This is a genomic window from Roseovarius nitratireducens, assembly GCF_002925845.1.
GTDB classification, from domain to species: Bacteria; Pseudomonadota; Alphaproteobacteria; order Rhodobacterales; family Rhodobacteraceae; genus Roseovarius; species Roseovarius nitratireducens.
The window spans coordinates 162,889-178,285 of the sequence record NZ_PDNI01000074.1 but is presented as its reverse complement, the minus strand read 5'-3'; the positions used below and the strand labels follow the sequence as shown (position 1 = coordinate 178,285).

Sequence of the window (15,397 nt, the reverse complement as noted above, 5' to 3'; positions counted from 1 at the left end):
CCATGACCATGCACGACATCAACCACCACCTGACCGACAAGCTGCTGATGGCTTATTCTGCGGGTGCATTGCCCGAAGCGTTCAGCCTGGCCGTGGCCACGCATGTGTCGATGTGCGACGAATGCCGCGCGCGGCTCGGCGCCTACGAGAGCCTTGGCGGCGCGGTCCTGGAACGGGCCGATACCGTGGCGATGGCCCCCGATAGCCTTGACGTGACAATGGCGCGCATCCGCAACGGCGCGCCCGTCGTCAACACCCCCGCGCCGCACAAACGCGGCGTGCTGCCCGCGCCGCTTTGCGATTACGTGGGCGGCGACCTCGCCGATGTGCGCTGGCGGTCCATCGGCATGGGGGTGAAACAGGCGATCCTGCCCACCTCGCGCGACGCCACGGCGCGGCTTCTGTTCATCCCGGCGGGCGCGGCAGTGCCCGATCATGGACACCGCGGCACGGAACTGACGCTGGTGCTGCAAGGCGCCTTCGTGGACGAAACCGACCGCTACGGTCCCGGCGATATCGAAATCGCGGACGAGGATCTCCACCACATGCCCGTCGCCGATATCGGGGCGGATTGCATCTGCCTCGCCGCCACCGATGCGCCGCTGCGGTTCCGCGGGATGATTCCACGTCTGGCGCAGCCCTTCCTGCGCATCTGACGGTTAGCGCGCGGCGCGTCACGGGCCCCTGTCCGGCCCCTCCTCCAGCTTCTCCAGCACCGGGCAAGGGCACGCGCGCCGCGAGCAGTTTTCCACCAGTGCCGCAAGCTCCGCCTCTATCGCACGAAGCTCTGCCATCCGTGCGCGCAGCGCCCCGAGATGCGCCTCGGCGACGGCCTGCGCATCGGGACAGTTGGCGTGGGCATCCGCGGTCAGCGCGGCGAGGCGGCGCGCGTCCGTCAGGGGAAAGCCCATGTCTCGGCAGCGCCGGATGAAACCCAGCCGCCGGATATTGGCCTCGGCATAGTCGCGACGCCCGCTTGCGGTGCGTGCCGGGCGCGGCACCACGCCGCTGCGCTCGTAATATCGGATGGTCTCCACATGCACGCCGCTGCGGCGCGCGGCCTCGCCGATCGTGGACATGTGAACGTCTCCCCCTTGATTCTGTAGCGGCTACAGGATGTAGCCTGCACACCGGATTGGCCAGAGAACAACGGGCATGAGGACGACGGGCATGGCGGATTGGCGACTGGCATTCGGATTTGGGGGGACCACGATCACCGCGCTGTGCTGCGTGACGCCGCTGCTGCCGTGGGTGCTCGGGGCGCTTGGCCTGTCGGGACTGATCGGCGTTCTCTATCGCGACGCGGTGCTGTTGCCGCTGCTGGCCGGATTTCTGATCTTCACGGGGGTTACGCTATGGCGCCGCAAGAACCGCAAATGAGCCTGTCCTCGCGGCTGACCTGCCCGCATTGCGGCGCCGCCGAGGATCTGGAGATGCCCACCGACTCCTGCCAATGGTTCCACGAATGCAGCGCCTGCGGCGCGGTGCTGCGCCCGCAACCGGGCGATTGCTGCGTGTTCTGCTCCTACGGCACGGTGCCCTGCCCGCCTGTCCAGGCGGGCAAAGGATGCTGCGACTCATGACCCGGTGAGGATGCCCGACACCTTGAGCGCGCGCTGCACGTTGCCCTCCACCCGCAGCTTGCCGGTCATGTAGGCGGTAATCGGGTTCTGCTCGCCCGACAGGATCGCGCGAAACACCGCGTCGCTGGCGCCGAGCACGACGTCGGCAGGGGCGTCGGACGTGCCCGGTTCGGCCCCCGTCTCGCTCAGCAGCACGCTGCCGTGATCCGCGATTTCCAGCCGGGCACGGCCCCGGATGCGCCCCGTGGCCCGAGGCCCGAGCGTAGCGACGTATTCGGCGATGAGGGGGGTCATGGGCACTATGGTCCTTGCTTCGCGCGCGTTGCGGTCACGGCCGAGCATGGGCCGCACGGCGGCGCGTGCAAGCCGGACCCTGCGTCACGAAGGGCGAAAATCGACATTGGCCCGCGTCGCAATCCGGCGCGCGGGCAATGCCCGCCGCTTGCCAATCTGGCGGGAGGGAGGACCAACCGATGAACCGCCACTATCGCGATACCCGCAAGATCGACCCGACACGCGGCACCACGCTTGGCGACAACACCCCCAACGATGCCGACCGGATCGAGATCGGGCCGACGCGGCTCGCCTTCGACGAATGGGCGGCGGCGGGGCTGGAGCTGCCGGACTTGCAGGCGATGCGCCGCTATCGCTGGGCGCGGCTCACGCGGCACATCGTGGACCGCGATTACGCGGGCCTGCTGATGTTCGATCCCCTCAACATCCGCTACGCCACCGACAGCACCAACATGCAGCTCTGGAACGCGCATAACCCGTTTCGCGCGCTGCTGCTCTGTGCCGATGGGCACATGGTGATGTGGGATTACAAGAACGCGCCGTTCCTGTCGTCGTTCAACCCGCTGGTGGCCGAGGTTCGCTCGGGCGCGGACCTGTTTTATTTCGACCGGGGCGACAAGGTGGACGTGGCCGCCGACCTGTTCGCGGGTGACGTCCGCACGATCTTGGCCGAACACGCCCCCGGCAACACGCGGCTCGCCGTGGACAAGCCGATGATCCACGGGCTGCGCGCGCTAGAGGCGCAAGGGCTCACCATCATGGAGGGCGAGGAGGTCACCGAAAAGGCGCGCAGCGTCAAGGGCCCCGACGAGATCCGCGCCATGCGCTGCGCGAGCCACGCCTGCGAGGCCGCCGTGCGCGCGATGGAGGATTTCGCCCGCGCCAACGTGGGCGACGGCAAGACCTGCGAGGATGACATCTGGGCCGTGCTGCACGCCGAGAACATCCGCCGCGGCGGCGAGTGGATCGAAACGCGGCTCTTGGCCTCGGGACCGCGCAGCAACCCGTGGTTCCAGGAATGCGGGCCGCGGGTGTGCCAGCGAAACGAGATCATCAGCTTCGACACCGACCTGATCGGCAGCTACGGCATCTGCGTGGACATCTCGCGCAGCTGGTGGATCGGCGATCAGCGGCCGCGCCCGGACATGATCCATGCCATGCAGCACGCGGTGGAGCATATCCGCACCAACATGGAGATGCTGAAGCCGGGCGTGAACATCCAGGACCTGAGCCGCAACACCCACGTCCTGGACGAGAAATTCCAGGCGCAGAAATACGGCTGCCTCATGCACGGGGTGGGGCTGTGCGACGAGTGGCCGCTGGTGGCCTACCCCGACAAGATGGTCGAGGGGGCCTTCGACTACGTGCTGGAACCGGGCATGGTGCTCTGCGTCGAGGCGCTGGTAGGCGAGGTTGGCGGCGATTTCTCGATCAAGCTGGAGGACCAGGTTCTCATCACCGAGGACGGGCACGAGAACCTGACGCGCTATCCGTTCGATGCGGCGCTGATGGGCAACTGACGCCGGTCAGCGCGAGCGGCGCACATTGCCGTGCCAGTCCTCGTAGGCGGGCTCGGCCCCCTCGACACTGCGCGGTTCCGGGGTTTCACCGGAGACGATCACCGCCATCAGCAACGCCACAAGGCCAAGTGTCACTGTAAAGCGGGGAACGGGGCGGGCGCGAGAGGCCGGTGTGAGGCAGATATCCTGGGGCATTGTGCTGTCCTTTCCTTGAGCGTGGTACAAGGATAGATAGGCCCGCGCATTCAATCACGAAAACGAATGTTTATAATGTTAATCATCAAATCTCGTTATGTTAGGCGTTCCCTTCATCAGCCCTCATTCCGCCGCCGTGCCCATCGGGATCGCCGCATCGTCACAGCCCGGATCGTAGAGAAAGGCACGGTCGCGCCCGGCGTGCTTGGCACGGTAGAGCGCGCGATCGGCCTGCTGGATCGCGATATCCATGTCGCCACCGGGCGGCAGCGCCGCAACCCCGAAACTCGCCGTCAGGCACAGGGTATGCGCGCCGTGGTAGATCGCCGAGGCACGGACCCGCGCGGCGAGCCGTTCCGCCACGGCGAGCCCCTCCCCGGCACCCGCATCGCTCAGCACGATCACGAATTCCTCGCCGCCGAACCGCGCGACGATATCGGCATGGCGGCAATTCCCGGTCAGAATGGCGGCGAACTGGCGCAGCGCCTGGTCGCCCGCGAAATGGCCGTAACGGTCGTTGAACCCCTTGAAATTGTCGATATCCGTGACGATCACCGCGCAGCCCCCCCCGGTCATCGGTCCGGTGCGCTCGTAAAACGCCCTGCGCGTGTGCACGCCGGTGAGCAGGTCGTGGTTGATCGCGTGTTCCAGCCGCGTGCCCAGGCGGTGCACCTCGTGCATCCGGCGGCCCACGAACCACGCGATCGGCGCGGCGAGCATCAACGCCATCGCCGACCCGGGAACGAGCGTGCGCGCGGCGAGATCGGGCGGCAGCATCCCGAAGCGCAGGCCCAGGCTGCCCAGCAGAACGATCGCCGAGATCGCCACGGTAAATCGCCACACATCCCCTTTCGTGCGCACGCGCCAAGTCATCTCTCACCCTCCTGTTGCACCCGTTTCAACATGGCGCGATCCGGGTTAATGGTAGGTGGGGACGCGCCGGGATAATGCGGTCAATTCGATGCGAAAACCACGAAGCCTCACCATCGCGTGACGACCCGCGCCCGATGCTGGAAGCCGCGGCACGGCGCGCCTAGTCTCTAGGCGACGGAATTGAAAGGGGACGGGAACATGCCCACCGAACGCTTCACCTTCGCGGGCCATGACGGCCACGAGCTTGCCGCGCGGCTTGACCTGCCCGAGGGGCCGCATCTGGCCACGGCCCTCTTCGCGCATTGCTTTACCTGCTCCAAGGACATTCCCGCCGCGCGCCGCATCGCGGCGCGGCTGGCCGGTGCTGGCATCGCCGTGCTGCGTTTCGATTTCACCGGGCTGGGCCATTCGGGTGGCGAATTCGAGAACACGTCATTTGCCTCGAACGTGGCCGATCTCGAACTCGCGGCGGCGGCGCTGGCCGCGCGCGGCATGGCGCCGGGGCTGATGATCGGGCACAGCCTCGGCGGCGCGGCGGTGCTGGCAGCGGCGGGCGCTATCGACAGCGTGCGCGCGGTCGTCACCATCGGCGCGCCGTTCGATCCCGGCCACGTGACCCATAATTTCGCCGGCGCGCTGGAGCGGATCGAGACGGAGGGCGCGGCCGAAGTGCAGCTTGGCGGGCGGGCGATCCGTATCGGGCAGGGCTTCGTCGAGGATGTGCGTGCCGAGCGGCTGGGCCCCAAGATCGAAGGTCTGGGCCGTGCGCTGCTGGTGATGCACGCGCCGCGCGACGCAGCGGTGGGGATCGAGAACGCCGCCGAAATCTTCAAGGTGGCAAAGCACCCCAAGAGCTTTGTCACCCTCGACGGGGCCGATCATCTGGTGACCAACCCCGAGGATGCCGAGTATGCCGCAGAGGTGATCGCCGCGTGGGCCACGCGATACCTCGACCTGCGCGCCCCCGCCCCGCCGCCGGGCGCGCCCGAGGGCGTCGTGCGGGTGAGCGAGGCGGACCCGGACGGCTTTCTTCAGGATGTGAACGCGGGTCCCTCCCACCACATGCTCGCAGACGAGCCCGAGGCCTATGGCGGCACCGATCGCGGCATGTCGCCCTATGGATTCCTTGCCGCCGGTCTCGGGGCCTGCACCTCGATGACCATCCGCATGTATGCCCGCCGCAAGCGCTGGCCACTCGACCATGTCAGCGTCGATGTCTGCCACGACAAGGTCCACGCGCAGGACGCCGACAGCCGCGGCACGGCCAAGGCCGACCGCTTCCTGCGGGTGATCCGGCTGGAGGGCGACCTCGACGAGGATCAGCGCGCGCGCCTGATGGAAATCGCCGACCGCTGCCCGGTGCACCGCACGCTCGAGCAGAGCGCGGTGGTCGAGACGCGCGCGGGGTAGGAGGTGGCGGTTGGCCTGTTTCTGCCGTTCGGTTCTTGCCCCCGGCGCGGAATCGAGGGCGAAGCCCGCCGCGCCATCGCCAGGCCGCCCCCCGGACTGGCGATTTGTCTAAGCTCGCGCACCGATTACAGGTTTTTGAGATTCGGCGAGCATAAAGCGCCCTGAAAAACCGTCGGATCGCCAGCCCGCGGCCTGTCGATGGCGCGGCTCACGGCAACGTCCGCTCACGGCCAGACATCCCCCACCTGACCCTCGGGCCTACCCCCGCCCCACCAGCGCGCGCAGCCTCGGCCAATATAGCTCGACCAGAACGCAGGCAGTGACCAGCGCGATGGCGAGCACCTGGAGCGGGGTGGGCCACGACCCGAGCACCACGATGGCCAGCGCCGCCGCGATGATCGGCTTGAGGAAAAACAGGTATGACGCGCGGGTAATGTCCGGCGCCGCCGACAGCCCGCCGAACCACATCAGTTGCGTGATGGTGGTGTTCCACAGCGCGAGTATCACCAGCGACCACGCCGCCAGCGCCGGTTTCTCGACGATGCTTGCCGGGTTGACCCAGGTGCCCCAGGCCACACCCACCAGCAGCCACAACCCGATCCCGCCGATCATCATCGTCAGCGCGATGATCCGCAGGCCCCCGTGCCGCCCCATCACCGGCTTGATCAGCACCGCGTAGAACGAGCCAAGCGCGGCGCAGCCGGTAGCCAGCAGCACCCCCGGAAGCGTGCCCGCCTCGCCCGCAAGCGCGGCGAGCGCACCGTCGGTCAGCAGCACCGCGATGCCCAGCACCGCGAGCACCCCGGTGATCATCTTGACCGCGCCGGGATGGATACCGTTCACCACCCAGTTGGCCAGCCCCACGAAGATCGGGATCGTGGTGGTGACGGTGGCCACCTGGATCACGGTGGCGTAGTCGAGCGCCCAGTGAAAGAACAGGTAGGTGACGGTCACCCCCATCAGCGACAGCCACAGGATATGCAGCCCCTCCTTCCTGAGCGGCGCAAGCAGGTCGCGGCTGTCGCGATCCCACAGCGCCCAGAGGATCAGGCCGAAACCGCCCAGCAGATACCGCCAGACGCTGGTTTCCGGCCCCGCCACGCCCGAGAGCTTGGCAAAGAACTCGCTGCTTGCGTGGCCGCAAACACCGATCATCACCGCCGGGTAGGCCCATTTCTCGGGGATGTTCATGCGCTCAGCTCCTGCCCAAAGCGGGCAAGGCTTGCCATCAGCCGGTCGGGCGCCTCCTGCGGCAGCAGGTGGCCCGCCTCCGCCCAGTCCTCGCGCCGCGCGTCGGGCAGCGCGGCATAGAGCCGGTCCACCACGTCGCGGTCCAGGAACACCCGGTCCTGCAACCCGGTGATGACAAGGGTGGGCAGGGCGAGGGCGCCATATTCCAGCGCCCAGTCGGCATGGGCGGCGTTGCGCATCAGGTTCATGTGGCCATGCTCGGGCGGCAACGGAGAATAATCCCCCTTGAGGAAATTGCCCCGCGCCTTCGCGGCGAAATCGCCATTCACCAGCAACGGGAACAGCGCGTCGAGAAACAGCCCCACCCCGCCATGCGCCACGATGCGTGCCATCGCGTGGTTGACCCAGTCGATCCGCGGCCCGATCTCGCGCAACGTGTTGAGCAGCACCAGCCCCTCGACTTGCGTGCCGTTCAGCACCGCCCGCGCGGCGTAGAGCCCGCCGATGGACAGGCCCACGAGGATCGGGCGCGGCGGGGCAAGCTCGGCCAGCAGCCTTTGCAGATCGGCCACGATCACCGCGTCGGTCAGCTCCAGCGCCGGGTCGAATGGCGAATCGGCCTGCCCGCGGAAATTCCAGCTCAGCGTGCCGAACCCCTGATCGCGCAGCGCCGGCGCGACCGCCGCCTCCCACGCCTCGGTCGAGCCGGTGAGCGCGTTGACGAAAACGAAGGTCGGCGCGCCGTCGCGTGTGGGCGCGTGATGGATGTAGCAAAGCGCGTCGGTCTCGGTCAGGCGCAGGTGCATGGGTCTCTCCGCTGCGGTCAGGATCGCGGGCACGCTAGGCGGCGGGTGCGACGGGCGCAAGATGCCCGATCTCACATCCGGCGAAGGCCGCGCCATTGCGAAACCGCCGGACCTGTTGCAAGTCTTTGGAGACTTCATTCGTACAGACGGAGTTCCAAATGCAGGACATCCTTTCATCGTTGGGTGGCTACACCCCGCTCGTGATCGCCGCGGCCAAGGCGCTGGCGGTCCTTGTGGTGGGCTGGATCGTGGCGGGGACGATCGGCGGCATGGTCCGCCGCCGCGTCAATGTCAGCACGCGCATCGACAAGACCATCGGCAATTTCGCCGCCGCCACCGTGAAATGGGTGATCCTGCTCATGGTGCTCATCGCGGTACTGGGCATCTTCGGCATCGAGGCCACCAGCCTCGTCGCGGTTCTGGGCGCGGCGACCCTCGCCGTCGGCCTCGCGCTCCAGGGCACACTGAGCGATCTGGCGGCAGGGTTCATGCTGGTCCTGTTCCGCCCCTACAAGCTGGGCCAATACGTCGATATCGGCGGCACCTCCGGCACGGTGATCGATCTCAACCTCTTCATCACAGAGCTTTCGACGCCCGACAACGTGCAGATCATCGTGCCCAACGGACAGGCATGGGGGGCGATCATCACCAATTACTCGCACCACGCCACGCGGCGCTGCGATCTCGGCTTCGGCATCGACTACGGCGACGACGCGGATCGCGCGATCGGGATCATCCTCGATGTCGCCCGCGCCGACGGGCGCGTCCATGACGATCCCGAGCCCTGGGCACGGGTGGTGAACCTCGGCGACAGCAGCGTCGATATCGGCGTGCGGCTGTGGTGCAACGCCGCCGATTACTGGGACCTGAAATTCCACATGACCAAGGCGGTCAAGGAGGCATTCGACGCGGGCGGCATCTCGATCCCCTATCCGCACCAGGTGAACGTGGAAAAGGCAGGGTAACGCGGGGTGGGCCTGGCCGCCGCGCTTCACCTTGACTCGCCCGCACGCCCGGCGTAAACGCCCCCAATCCCCGGAGGCTTGCCGCTTCCGGTCCCTTGGGCTGAATGCCCGGGATCGCCCCCCGTCAGCGCATTGCGCCCACGGGGGCATTTATCGTTTGAGACGTCGCCCCCATCTCGGGTGACAGACATGCAACCGGCGCGAAGGAGCGCGAGCGATGTTCGAAAACCTGTCCGAGCGCCTCTCCGGCGTCCTCGACCGGCTCACCCGGCAGGGGTCGCTCTCCGAAGACGACGTCAAGACCGCCCTGCGCGAGGTGCGCGTTGCCCTGCTCGAGGCCGACGTCTCGCTTCCGGTGGCACGCGACTTCATCAAGCGGGTTGAGAAAGAGGCCACCGGCCAGGCGGTCACCAAATCCGTCACCCCCGGCCAGCAGGTCGTCAAGATCGTCCACGACGCGCTCATCGACACGCTGCGCGGCGAGGGCGATCCCGGCGCCCTCAAGATCGACAACCCGCCCGCGCCGATCCTTATGGTCGGCCTTCAGGGCTCGGGCAAGACCACCACCACCGCCAAGCTCGCCAAGCGCCTGACAGAGCGCGACGGCAAGCGCGTGCTGATGGCGTCGCTCGACACCAACCGCCCCGCCGCGATGGAACAGCTCGCCATTCTGGGTAAACAGATCGGCGTCGATACCCTGCCCATCGTCAAGGGCGAAGACCCCGTCGCCATCGCCAAACGCGCCAAGACCCAAGCCTCCTTGGGTGGCTACGACGTCTACATGCTGGATACGGCAGGCCGCCTCCACATCGACGCCGAACTCATCGCGCAGGCGGCGGCGGTGCGCGACGTGGCAAACCCGCGCGAGACGCTCCTCGTGGTCGATGGCCTCACCGGCCAGGACGCGGTCAACGTCGCCACCGAGTTCGACGACAAGATCGGCGTGACCGGCGTCGTCCTCACCCGGATGGACGGCGACGGGCGCGGCGGTGCCGCCCTCTCCATGCGCGCCATCACCGGCAAGCCGATCCGCTTCGTCGGTCTGGGCGAGAAGATGGACGCCATCGAGACGTTCGAGGCCGAGCGCATCGCCGGCCGCATCCTCGGCATGGGCGACATCGTCAGCCTCGTGGAAAAGGCGCAGGAAACGCTCGAGGCCGAACAGGCCGAGCGCATGATGCGCCGGATGCAAAAGGGTCAGTTCAACATGAACGACCTGCGCAGCCAGCTCGAACAGATGCAAAAGATGGGCGGCATGGAAGGGCTGATGGGCATGATGCCCGGCATGGGCAAGATGGCCAAGCAGGTGCAGGAATCCGGCTTCGACGACAAGATGATCACCCGCCAGATCGCCCTCATCCAGTCGATGACCAAGAAGGAACGCGCCAACCCCGCCCTGTTGCAGGCCAGCCGCAAGAAACGCATCGCGGCGGGCGCCGGGCAAGAGGTGTCGGACCTCAACAAGCTGCTGAAAATGCACCGCCAGATGGCCGACATGATGAAGAAACTCGGCAAGAAGGGCGGCAAGGGCATGCTCAAGCAGGCTCTCGGCGGCATGATGGGCAAGGGCGGCGGCATGCCCGACATGAACGACCCCAAGGCAATGGAAGAAGCCGCCCGCGCCATGGGCGGCAAACTGCCCGGCGGCATGGGCGGCATGGGCGGCGGCATGGGCCTGCCCCCCGGCCTCTCGGGTTTCGGCAAGAAGAAATAGCCCCATGACTTCATCTTGCCAAAAATATCCAGATTCAACGGGGGCCCGCCCATGACCCTCACCAACGCCCCCGTGCTCGACACGCCCCGCCTGATCCTGCGCGGGCCGGAACCGCGCGACATCGAGCCGATGATCGCCTTCCTGCTCGATCAGGAGCGCGCAGCGGGCTTCGGCGCGTCCCCCAACCGCGGCGACGCATGGCGCTGGTTCGCGCTCAACGTGGGTCACTGGCACATCCACGGCCACGGCTATTTCACGATAGAGGACCGCGAGACCGGCCAGCCCGCCGGCATCACCGGCATCTGGTATCCCGAAGGCTGGCCCGAACCGGAACTGGGCTGGGTGGTGTTCGACGGGTTCGAGGGCCGCGGCATCGCCTATGAGGCTGCGACGCGCGCCCGCCGCTACGCCTACGAGGATCTCGGCCTGACCACGCTCACCTCCAACATCGTGCCCGGCAACACCCGCTCCATCGCGCTGGCCGAGCGACTTGGCGCATGGTTCGAGCGCGAATACGAAAACATCCACATGGGCCGCGATTACCTCTATCGCCACCCCGGCCCCGGCGCCGCCTTGGGCCGCGACGACGATGGCTCGGTCGAGGCTTACGCATGACCAACTATCCCGACATCCCGGTGATCGAGACCCGCCGCCTCGTGCTGCGCGGGCCAGAGGTGGGCGATTACCCCGATTTCAAGGCAACCTTCGCCTCCTACCGCTCGCGGTTCATGGGCGGGCCTCTCAACGGCTACGAGGCGTGGATGCTCTACGCTGCCGAGATCGGCCACTGGGCGATCCGCGGCTTCGGCATGTGGATGATCCACGACAAGGCAACCGACGAGACCCTCGGCATGACCGGCGGCTGGTTCCCCGCGAAATGGCCCGAGCGCGAGATCGCCTGGATCATCTGGCCCGAGAAATCCGGCCACGGCTACGCGCTCGAGGCCACCCACGCCGTGCGCCGCCATTTCTACGAACGCCAGGGCTGGGACGGCGCGGTGAGCTATATCGACCCCAAGAACCTCGACTCGATCCGCCTCGCCGAGCGCTTGGGCTGCACCAAGGACCACGATGCTGCGACCATCGACGGCTCCGACGCGGTCTATCGCCACCCCGCCCCCGGTGCCGCCGCATCGGGGCAGATTCGCGACGGCATCGAACTGGAAATCAACCATTACTGCGACCCGCTGTTCAAACCGAGGGGGATGCCCGTTGACTGATCCTTGCCCCACCGTCCGCCGCACAGGCCGAACCGTGCGGTTCGGCGCGCGAACCGTGCGGTTCGCCTTGCATGGAGGCCGTGATGCCTGACGCCACGACCACCCGCGCCGCCGAGCTTCTGGCCGAGCACCGCGAGAGCATCGACCGCCTCGACGCGATCCTTGTCTTCACGCTCGCCGAGCGCTTCAAACACACCCAAGCCGTGGGCCGGCTCAAGGCCGCGCACGACCTTCCCCCGTCCGATCCCGCGCGCGAAGCCGCACAGATCGAACGGCTCGAAGAGCTGGCGAACGCCGCCGATCTCGACCCGGAATTCGCCCGCGAATTCCTCAACTTCATCATCGCCGAGGTGATCCGTCATCACCGAAAGCAGCAATCGTAAGGTGGGATTACACCCCACCAAACCCCTGCCATTAAAGGAGAAATCAAAATGGCCATGAAAATCCGCCTTGCCCGTGGTGGCTCCAAGAAACGCCCCTTCTACCGCATCGTCGCGGCCGACAGCCGCATGCCGCGCGACGGCCGCTTCATCGAGAAGCTGGGCACCTACAACCCGCTCCTGCCCAAGGACAGCGAGGATCGCGTCAAGATGGATGTCGAGCGCATCCAGCACTGGCTCGACAAGGGCGCGCAGCCCACGGACCGCATCGCCCGCATGCTCGAAGCCGCCGGCGTCCGCGAAAAGGCCGAACGCGCCAACATGAAAAAGGCCCAGCCCGGCAAGAAGGCCCAGGAACGCGCCGCCGAGAAGGCCGAGAAAGCCGCCGCCGCCGCCGAGGCACCGGCGGAAGAGTAAGATATGTAAGGCACTGGAATGTCAGAGTTTTCCATCGACTTCCAGGCCGATCTGCTGCGGCTGATGCGTTGGCGGCGCGACGTGCGCCGCTTTCGCACCGGCCCGGTGGACGAGGCGATCCTGCGCGATTGCCTCGCCACCTTCACCCTCGCACCCTCGGTGGGGTTGAGCGAGCCGTGGCGCGTGATCCGCGTGCAATCCGACGCCGCCCGCGCCGCCGCGCTGGCGAACTTCACCGCCGCCAATGCCACCGCGCTCGACGGCTACGCGGGGGAAAAGGCACGCCTTTACAGCGGCTTGAAACTTTCGGGCATGCAGGAAGCCCCTGTGCAGCTCGCCGTTTTCTGCGACGAGGGCACGGACAAGGGCGCCGGACTCGGGGCGCAGACCATGCCCGAGGCGCGCCGCTATTCGGTGGTGGGCGCGATCACGCAATTCTGGCTCGCCGCCCGTGCTCGCGGTCTCGGCCTTGGCTGGGTGTCGATCCTCGACCCCGACCGCCTTGCCCAAGACCTTGATATTCCACACGATTGGCGCCTCGTCGCCTATCTCTGCATCGGCTGGCCCGAGACCGACAGCGACACCCCCGAGCTCGAGCTTGCCGGATGGGAAGACCGCCGTCAGGATGTCCCGGTAGAGACACGATGATGCCCCGCAACGAAAGGGTCCATCCATGAGCGACAAGGTCTGCGTCGGCGCCATCGCCGGGGGGTTCGGTGTCCATGGCGAGGTGCGGCTCAAGAGCTTCACCGCCCAAGCCGACGACATCGCCGCCTATGGCGCGCTCACCACGGAGGACGGCGCGCAAAGCTTCGACGTCACCCTCACCGGACAGACGTCGGGTGCGCTCACCGCGCGGCTGTCGGGCGTCAGGACGCGGGATGAGGCCGAACACTTGCGCGGCACGCGCCTCTACGTGCCGCGCGAGCGCCTGCCGGACCTGCCCGAGGACGAATTCTATCACGCTGATCTCATTGGACTTTCCGTTCATGACAGCGGTGGTGCGCTGCTGGGCCGCGTGCGCGCGGTGCTCAACCACGGGGCCTCGGACCTGCTCGAGATCGAGGTGCCGGGCGAGAGCCGCACCGTGCTTCTGCCCTTCACCCGCGAGGCGGTGCCGACCGTCGATCTCGTCGCTGGCCGGATCGTTGCCGACCCTCCCGAGGGGATATTCTGATCGCCATGACCGACACCCCCCGATCCCACGGTCGCAAGAGCATCCGCCCCTCGGCGCGGCCCCGCGACCTGATCACGCCTGCCCCAACGCTTGCCGGGGTGTGGACCGCGCGCGTCATCACCCTGCTACCGCAGGCTTTTCCCGGCATCCTCGGCGAGAGCCTGACTGGCCGCGCGCTGCGTGAGGGGCTTTGGTCGCTCGACACCATTGACCTGCGCGACTTCGGCGAAGGGCGGCACCGCAACGTCGATGACACCCCCGCAGGCGGCGGCGCGGGCATGGTGCTGCGCGCCGACGTGATGGGCCGCGCCATCGACACGGCACAGGCCGGCACGCCGCCCGACCAGCCCCTGATCTATCTCAGCCCCCGCGGAGCCCCGCTCACGCAGGCCCGCGCGCGCAGGCTCGCGTCGGGCCCCGGCGTCACGCTCATCTGCGGGCGATTCGAGGGGCTGGATCAACGGGTTATCGACCATTACGACATCGAGGAAATCAGCCTCGGCGATTTCGTCATGACCGGCGGAGAGATCGCCGCGCAGGCGGTGATTGACGCCTGCGTGCGGCATTTGCCCGGCGTTCTCGGCAACGAGGCATCGACCGAGGAAGAGAGCTTTTCCGAGGGGCTTCTGGAACATCCCCACTACACCCGCCCCGCCGAATGGCGGGGGCACCCCATCCCCGAGGTGCTCACCTCGGGCGATCACGGCCGCGTGGCCCGCTGGCGGCGCGAGATGTCCGAGCGCCTCACCGCCGAACGCCGGCCCGACCTGTGGCAAGCACATCTTTCCCCGCGCGCGGATGAAAGCGACTGACTTGCGGCATCGGGCGCGACCGGGCTAGGTCAGGTCTGACACGCAGGAACAGGAGCCGCCGATGACCACCGACCCACAGGCCCATACCGAAAAGATGAAGCGGATCAAGGCCGCCCGCGACCGCATAATGAAACACAAGACGGGCGAGAAGGGGCTAATCATCGTCCATACCGGTAACGGCAAGGGCAAGAGCAGCTCGGGTTTTGGCATGATCTTGCGCTGCATCGGCCACGGGATGCCCTGCGCGGTGGTGCAGTTCATCAAGGGCTCGATGCAGAGCGGCGAGCGCGACGTGCTCAAGGAGCGATTTGCCGATATCTGCGCCTTTCACGTCATGGGCGAAGGCTTCACCTGGGAGACGCAGGACCGCGAGCGCGACACCGTGATGGCGCAGGCGGCATGGGACACGGCGAAGGACCTGATCCGCGACGAGAGAAACCGCATGGTGCTTCTGGACGAGATCAACATCGCCCTGCGCTACGACTATCTCGACATCGACGACGTGGTGCGCTTCCTCGCCGAGGAAAAGCCGCCGATGACCCATGTCGTGCTGACCGGCCGCAGCGCCAAGCCGCCGCTGATCGAGATCGCCGATCTGGTCAGCGAGATGACCGAGATCAAGCACCCCTTCCGCGAGCAGAACATCAAGGCACAGGCCGGCGTGGAATTCTGAACCGAAGGGTTGATCGCCGCCGCGAACCCGCCTATACGCCTCTGGTCTGGAATCGCCTCGGCGGTTGCGGGCATGTTTCCTGTGGCTTCCTTTCGCTCGGCTTTCTTCGGCCGATCACGGCAACCACGGCGAACGCCGACAAACGAAATGACGACCTGATCTCTGGC

Annotated in this window: 21 protein-coding genes; 15 read left to right on the top strand and 6 right to left on the bottom strand. The window is 67.1% G+C overall.

All coding sequences use genetic code 11. From position 1 onward, the window contains the following. Positions 1–2 precede the first annotated feature (2 nt). The gene (locus CRJ03_RS17250) at positions 3–656 is read left to right on the top strand and encodes a ChrR family anti-sigma-E factor (RefSeq protein ID WP_104020106.1); all 654 of its coding nucleotides are present in this window, start codon (positions 3–5) and stop codon (positions 654–656) included. A gap of 18 nt (positions 657–674) precedes the next feature. Here the strand turns inward: CRJ03_RS17250 and CRJ03_RS17245 are convergent, their stop codons facing one another. Then, a complete protein-coding gene (locus tag CRJ03_RS17245) occupies positions 675–1,079 on the bottom strand; it encodes a MerR family transcriptional regulator (protein ID WP_104020105.1) in 405 nt (134 codons plus the stop codon). A 76-nt stretch (positions 1,080–1,155) separates the two neighbouring features. On the opposite strand from CRJ03_RS17245, the gene merF reads away from it, so the two are divergent. Continuing rightward, the gene (merF, locus tag CRJ03_RS17240) at positions 1,156–1,380 is read left to right on the top strand and encodes a mercury resistance system transport protein MerF (RefSeq protein ID WP_240611709.1); all 225 of its coding nucleotides are present in this window, start codon (positions 1,156–1,158) and stop codon (positions 1,378–1,380) included. Further along, positions 1,377–1,583 (top strand): GDCCVxC domain-containing (seleno)protein, encoded by a 207-nt coding sequence (locus tag CRJ03_RS17235; RefSeq protein WP_104020103.1) that lies wholly within the window; start codon positions 1,377–1,379, stop codon positions 1,581–1,583. Before merF ends, CRJ03_RS17235 begins: the two co-directional genes overlap by 4 nt. On the opposite strand, the gene CRJ03_RS17230 is transcribed toward CRJ03_RS17235, so the two are convergent. Further along, a complete protein-coding gene (locus CRJ03_RS17230; RefSeq protein WP_104020102.1) occupies positions 1,578–1,877 on the bottom strand; it encodes an SCP2 sterol-binding domain-containing protein in 300 nt (99 codons plus the stop codon). The two genes, CRJ03_RS17235 and CRJ03_RS17230, sit on opposite strands and share 6 nt — an antisense overlap. A 179-nt stretch (positions 1,878–2,056) precedes the next feature. On the opposite strand from CRJ03_RS17230, the gene dddP reads away from it, so the two are divergent. Further along, on the top strand, positions 2,057–3,397 hold the full coding sequence (gene dddP, locus CRJ03_RS17225; RefSeq protein ID WP_104020101.1) for a dimethylsulfonioproprionate lyase DddP: 1,341 nt from the start codon (positions 2,057–2,059) through the stop codon (positions 3,395–3,397). Between the two features lie 6 nt (positions 3,398–3,403). Here the strand turns inward: dddP and CRJ03_RS17220 are convergent, their stop codons facing one another. After that, positions 3,404–3,592, bottom strand: coding sequence for a hypothetical protein (locus CRJ03_RS17220; protein WP_104020100.1), 189 nt, complete (start codon positions 3,590–3,592; stop codon positions 3,404–3,406). Between the two features lie 123 nt (positions 3,593–3,715). Continuing rightward, positions 3,716–4,465: a GGDEF domain-containing protein gene (locus CRJ03_RS17215; protein WP_104020099.1), complete on the bottom strand. Its 750-nt coding sequence runs from the start codon at positions 4,463–4,465 to the stop codon at positions 3,716–3,718. A gap of 198 nt (positions 4,466–4,663) precedes the next feature. Between CRJ03_RS17215 and CRJ03_RS17210 the strand changes: the two genes are divergently transcribed. Then, positions 4,664–5,875: a bifunctional alpha/beta hydrolase/OsmC family protein gene (locus tag CRJ03_RS17210; RefSeq protein WP_104020098.1), complete on the top strand. Its 1,212-nt coding sequence runs from the start codon at positions 4,664–4,666 to the stop codon at positions 5,873–5,875. Positions 5,876–6,133: 258 nt separating this feature from the next. On the opposite strand, the gene CRJ03_RS17205 is transcribed toward CRJ03_RS17210, so the two are convergent. Both CRJ03_RS17205 and CRJ03_RS17200 read right to left on the bottom strand, forming a co-directional pair. After that, complete coding sequence (locus CRJ03_RS17205) at positions 6,134–7,066, bottom strand: DMT family transporter (protein ID WP_104020097.1); 933 nt, start codon at positions 7,064–7,066, stop codon at positions 6,134–6,136. Next, positions 7,063–7,872 carry an alpha/beta fold hydrolase gene (locus CRJ03_RS17200; RefSeq protein ID WP_165375346.1) on the bottom strand — a complete coding sequence of 270 codons (810 nt, stop codon included), beginning with the start codon at positions 7,870–7,872 and terminating at the stop codon, positions 7,063–7,065. The genes CRJ03_RS17205 and CRJ03_RS17200 overlap by 4 nt, the downstream gene beginning before the upstream one ends. A gap of 158 nt (positions 7,873–8,030) precedes the next feature. Here CRJ03_RS17200 and CRJ03_RS17195 point away from each other — a divergent pair, with 158 nt between their 5' ends. From CRJ03_RS17195 to cobO, 10 genes are all read left to right on the top strand, one after another. Next, positions 8,031–8,837, top strand: a complete 807-nt coding sequence (locus CRJ03_RS17195) for a mechanosensitive ion channel family protein (protein WP_104020095.1) — start codon at positions 8,031–8,033, stop codon at positions 8,835–8,837. Positions 8,838–9,054: 217 nt separating this feature from the next. Further along, positions 9,055–10,551, top strand: coding sequence for a signal recognition particle protein (gene ffh / locus CRJ03_RS17190; RefSeq protein ID WP_104020094.1), 1,497 nt, complete (start codon positions 9,055–9,057; stop codon positions 10,549–10,551). A 51-nt stretch (positions 10,552–10,602) separates the two neighbouring features. Then, entirely contained in the window at positions 10,603–11,166 is a 564-nt protein-coding gene (locus CRJ03_RS17185) for a GNAT family N-acetyltransferase (RefSeq protein WP_104020093.1), read from the top strand. Further along, entirely contained in the window at positions 11,163–11,771 is a 609-nt protein-coding gene (locus CRJ03_RS17180; protein WP_104020092.1) for a GNAT family N-acetyltransferase, read from the top strand. The genes CRJ03_RS17185 and CRJ03_RS17180 overlap by 4 nt, the downstream gene beginning before the upstream one ends. A gap of 83 nt (positions 11,772–11,854) precedes the next feature. Further along, on the top strand, positions 11,855–12,154 hold the full coding sequence (locus CRJ03_RS17175) for a chorismate mutase (protein WP_104020091.1): 300 nt from the start codon (positions 11,855–11,857) through the stop codon (positions 12,152–12,154). Positions 12,155–12,202: 48 nt separating this feature from the next. Beyond that, positions 12,203–12,568 carry a 30S ribosomal protein S16 gene (gene rpsP, locus CRJ03_RS17170; RefSeq protein ID WP_104020090.1) on the top strand — a complete coding sequence of 122 codons (366 nt, stop codon included), beginning with the start codon at positions 12,203–12,205 and terminating at the stop codon, positions 12,566–12,568. 18 nt (positions 12,569–12,586) lie between these two features. Further along, on the top strand, positions 12,587–13,216 hold the full coding sequence (gene bluB, locus CRJ03_RS17165) for a 5,6-dimethylbenzimidazole synthase (protein WP_104020089.1): 630 nt from the start codon (positions 12,587–12,589) through the stop codon (positions 13,214–13,216). Positions 13,217–13,241: 25 nt separating this feature from the next. Further along, the gene (gene rimM, locus CRJ03_RS17160; protein ID WP_104020088.1) at positions 13,242–13,745 is read left to right on the top strand and encodes a ribosome maturation factor RimM; all 504 of its coding nucleotides are present in this window, start codon (positions 13,242–13,244) and stop codon (positions 13,743–13,745) included. A gap of 5 nt (positions 13,746–13,750) precedes the next feature. Beyond that, positions 13,751–14,557, top strand: a complete 807-nt coding sequence (gene trmD / locus CRJ03_RS17155; RefSeq protein ID WP_104020087.1) for a tRNA (guanosine(37)-N1)-methyltransferase TrmD — start codon at positions 13,751–13,753, stop codon at positions 14,555–14,557. Positions 14,558–14,618: 61 nt separating this feature from the next. Then, positions 14,619–15,230, top strand: a complete 612-nt coding sequence (cobO, locus tag CRJ03_RS17150; protein WP_104020086.1) for a cob(I)yrinic acid a,c-diamide adenosyltransferase — start codon at positions 14,619–14,621, stop codon at positions 15,228–15,230. Positions 15,231–15,397: the final 167 nt, after the last annotated feature.

Bases quoted from the DNA above. Each gene is read 5' to 3' on its own strand.
- CRJ03_RS17195 (WP_104020095.1), top strand. From the start codon at position 8,031: ATGCAGGACATCCTTTCATCGTTGGGTGGCTACACCCCGCTCGTGATC.
- CRJ03_RS17175 (WP_104020091.1), top strand. From the start codon at position 11,855: ATGCCTGACGCCACGACCACCCGCGCCGCCGAGCTTCTGGCCGAGCAC.
- CRJ03_RS17200 (WP_165375346.1), bottom strand. From the start codon at position 7,872: ATGCACCTGCGCCTGACCGAGACCGACGCGCTTTGCTACATCCATCAC.
- CRJ03_RS17230 (WP_104020102.1), bottom strand. From the start codon at position 1,877: ATGACCCCCCTCATCGCCGAATACGTCGCTACGCTCGGGCCTCGGGCC.
- CRJ03_RS17205 (WP_104020097.1), bottom strand. From the start codon at position 7,066: ATGAACATCCCCGAGAAATGGGCCTACCCGGCGGTGATGATCGGTGTT.
- ffh (WP_104020094.1), top strand. From the start codon at position 9,055: ATGTTCGAAAACCTGTCCGAGCGCCTCTCCGGCGTCCTCGACCGGCTC.
- CRJ03_RS17185 (WP_104020093.1), top strand. From the start codon at position 10,603: ATGACCCTCACCAACGCCCCCGTGCTCGACACGCCCCGCCTGATCCTG.
- rimM (WP_104020088.1), top strand. From the start codon at position 13,242: ATGAGCGACAAGGTCTGCGTCGGCGCCATCGCCGGGGGGTTCGGTGTC.
- CRJ03_RS17180 (WP_104020092.1), top strand. From the start codon at position 11,163: ATGACCAACTATCCCGACATCCCGGTGATCGAGACCCGCCGCCTCGTG.
- CRJ03_RS17220 (WP_104020100.1), bottom strand. From the start codon at position 3,592: ATGCCCCAGGATATCTGCCTCACACCGGCCTCTCGCGCCCGCCCCGTT.
- dddP (WP_104020101.1), top strand. From the start codon at position 2,057: ATGAACCGCCACTATCGCGATACCCGCAAGATCGACCCGACACGCGGC.
- rpsP (WP_104020090.1), top strand. From the start codon at position 12,203: ATGGCCATGAAAATCCGCCTTGCCCGTGGTGGCTCCAAGAAACGCCCC.
- trmD (WP_104020087.1), top strand. From the start codon at position 13,751: ATGACCGACACCCCCCGATCCCACGGTCGCAAGAGCATCCGCCCCTCG.
- CRJ03_RS17215 (WP_104020099.1), bottom strand. From the start codon at position 4,465: ATGACTTGGCGCGTGCGCACGAAAGGGGATGTGTGGCGATTTACCGTG.
- CRJ03_RS17210 (WP_104020098.1), top strand. From the start codon at position 4,664: ATGCCCACCGAACGCTTCACCTTCGCGGGCCATGACGGCCACGAGCTT.
- cobO (WP_104020086.1), top strand. From the start codon at position 14,619: ATGACCACCGACCCACAGGCCCATACCGAAAAGATGAAGCGGATCAAG.
- CRJ03_RS17235 (WP_104020103.1), top strand. From the start codon at position 1,377: ATGAGCCTGTCCTCGCGGCTGACCTGCCCGCATTGCGGCGCCGCCGAG.
- CRJ03_RS17245 (WP_104020105.1), bottom strand. From the start codon at position 1,079: ATGTCCACGATCGGCGAGGCCGCGCGCCGCAGCGGCGTGCATGTGGAG.
- merF (WP_240611709.1), top strand. From the start codon at position 1,156: ATGAGGACGACGGGCATGGCGGATTGGCGACTGGCATTCGGATTTGGG.
- bluB (WP_104020089.1), top strand. From the start codon at position 12,587: ATGTCAGAGTTTTCCATCGACTTCCAGGCCGATCTGCTGCGGCTGATG.
- CRJ03_RS17250 (WP_104020106.1), top strand. From the start codon at position 3: ATGACCATGCACGACATCAACCACCACCTGACCGACAAGCTGCTGATG.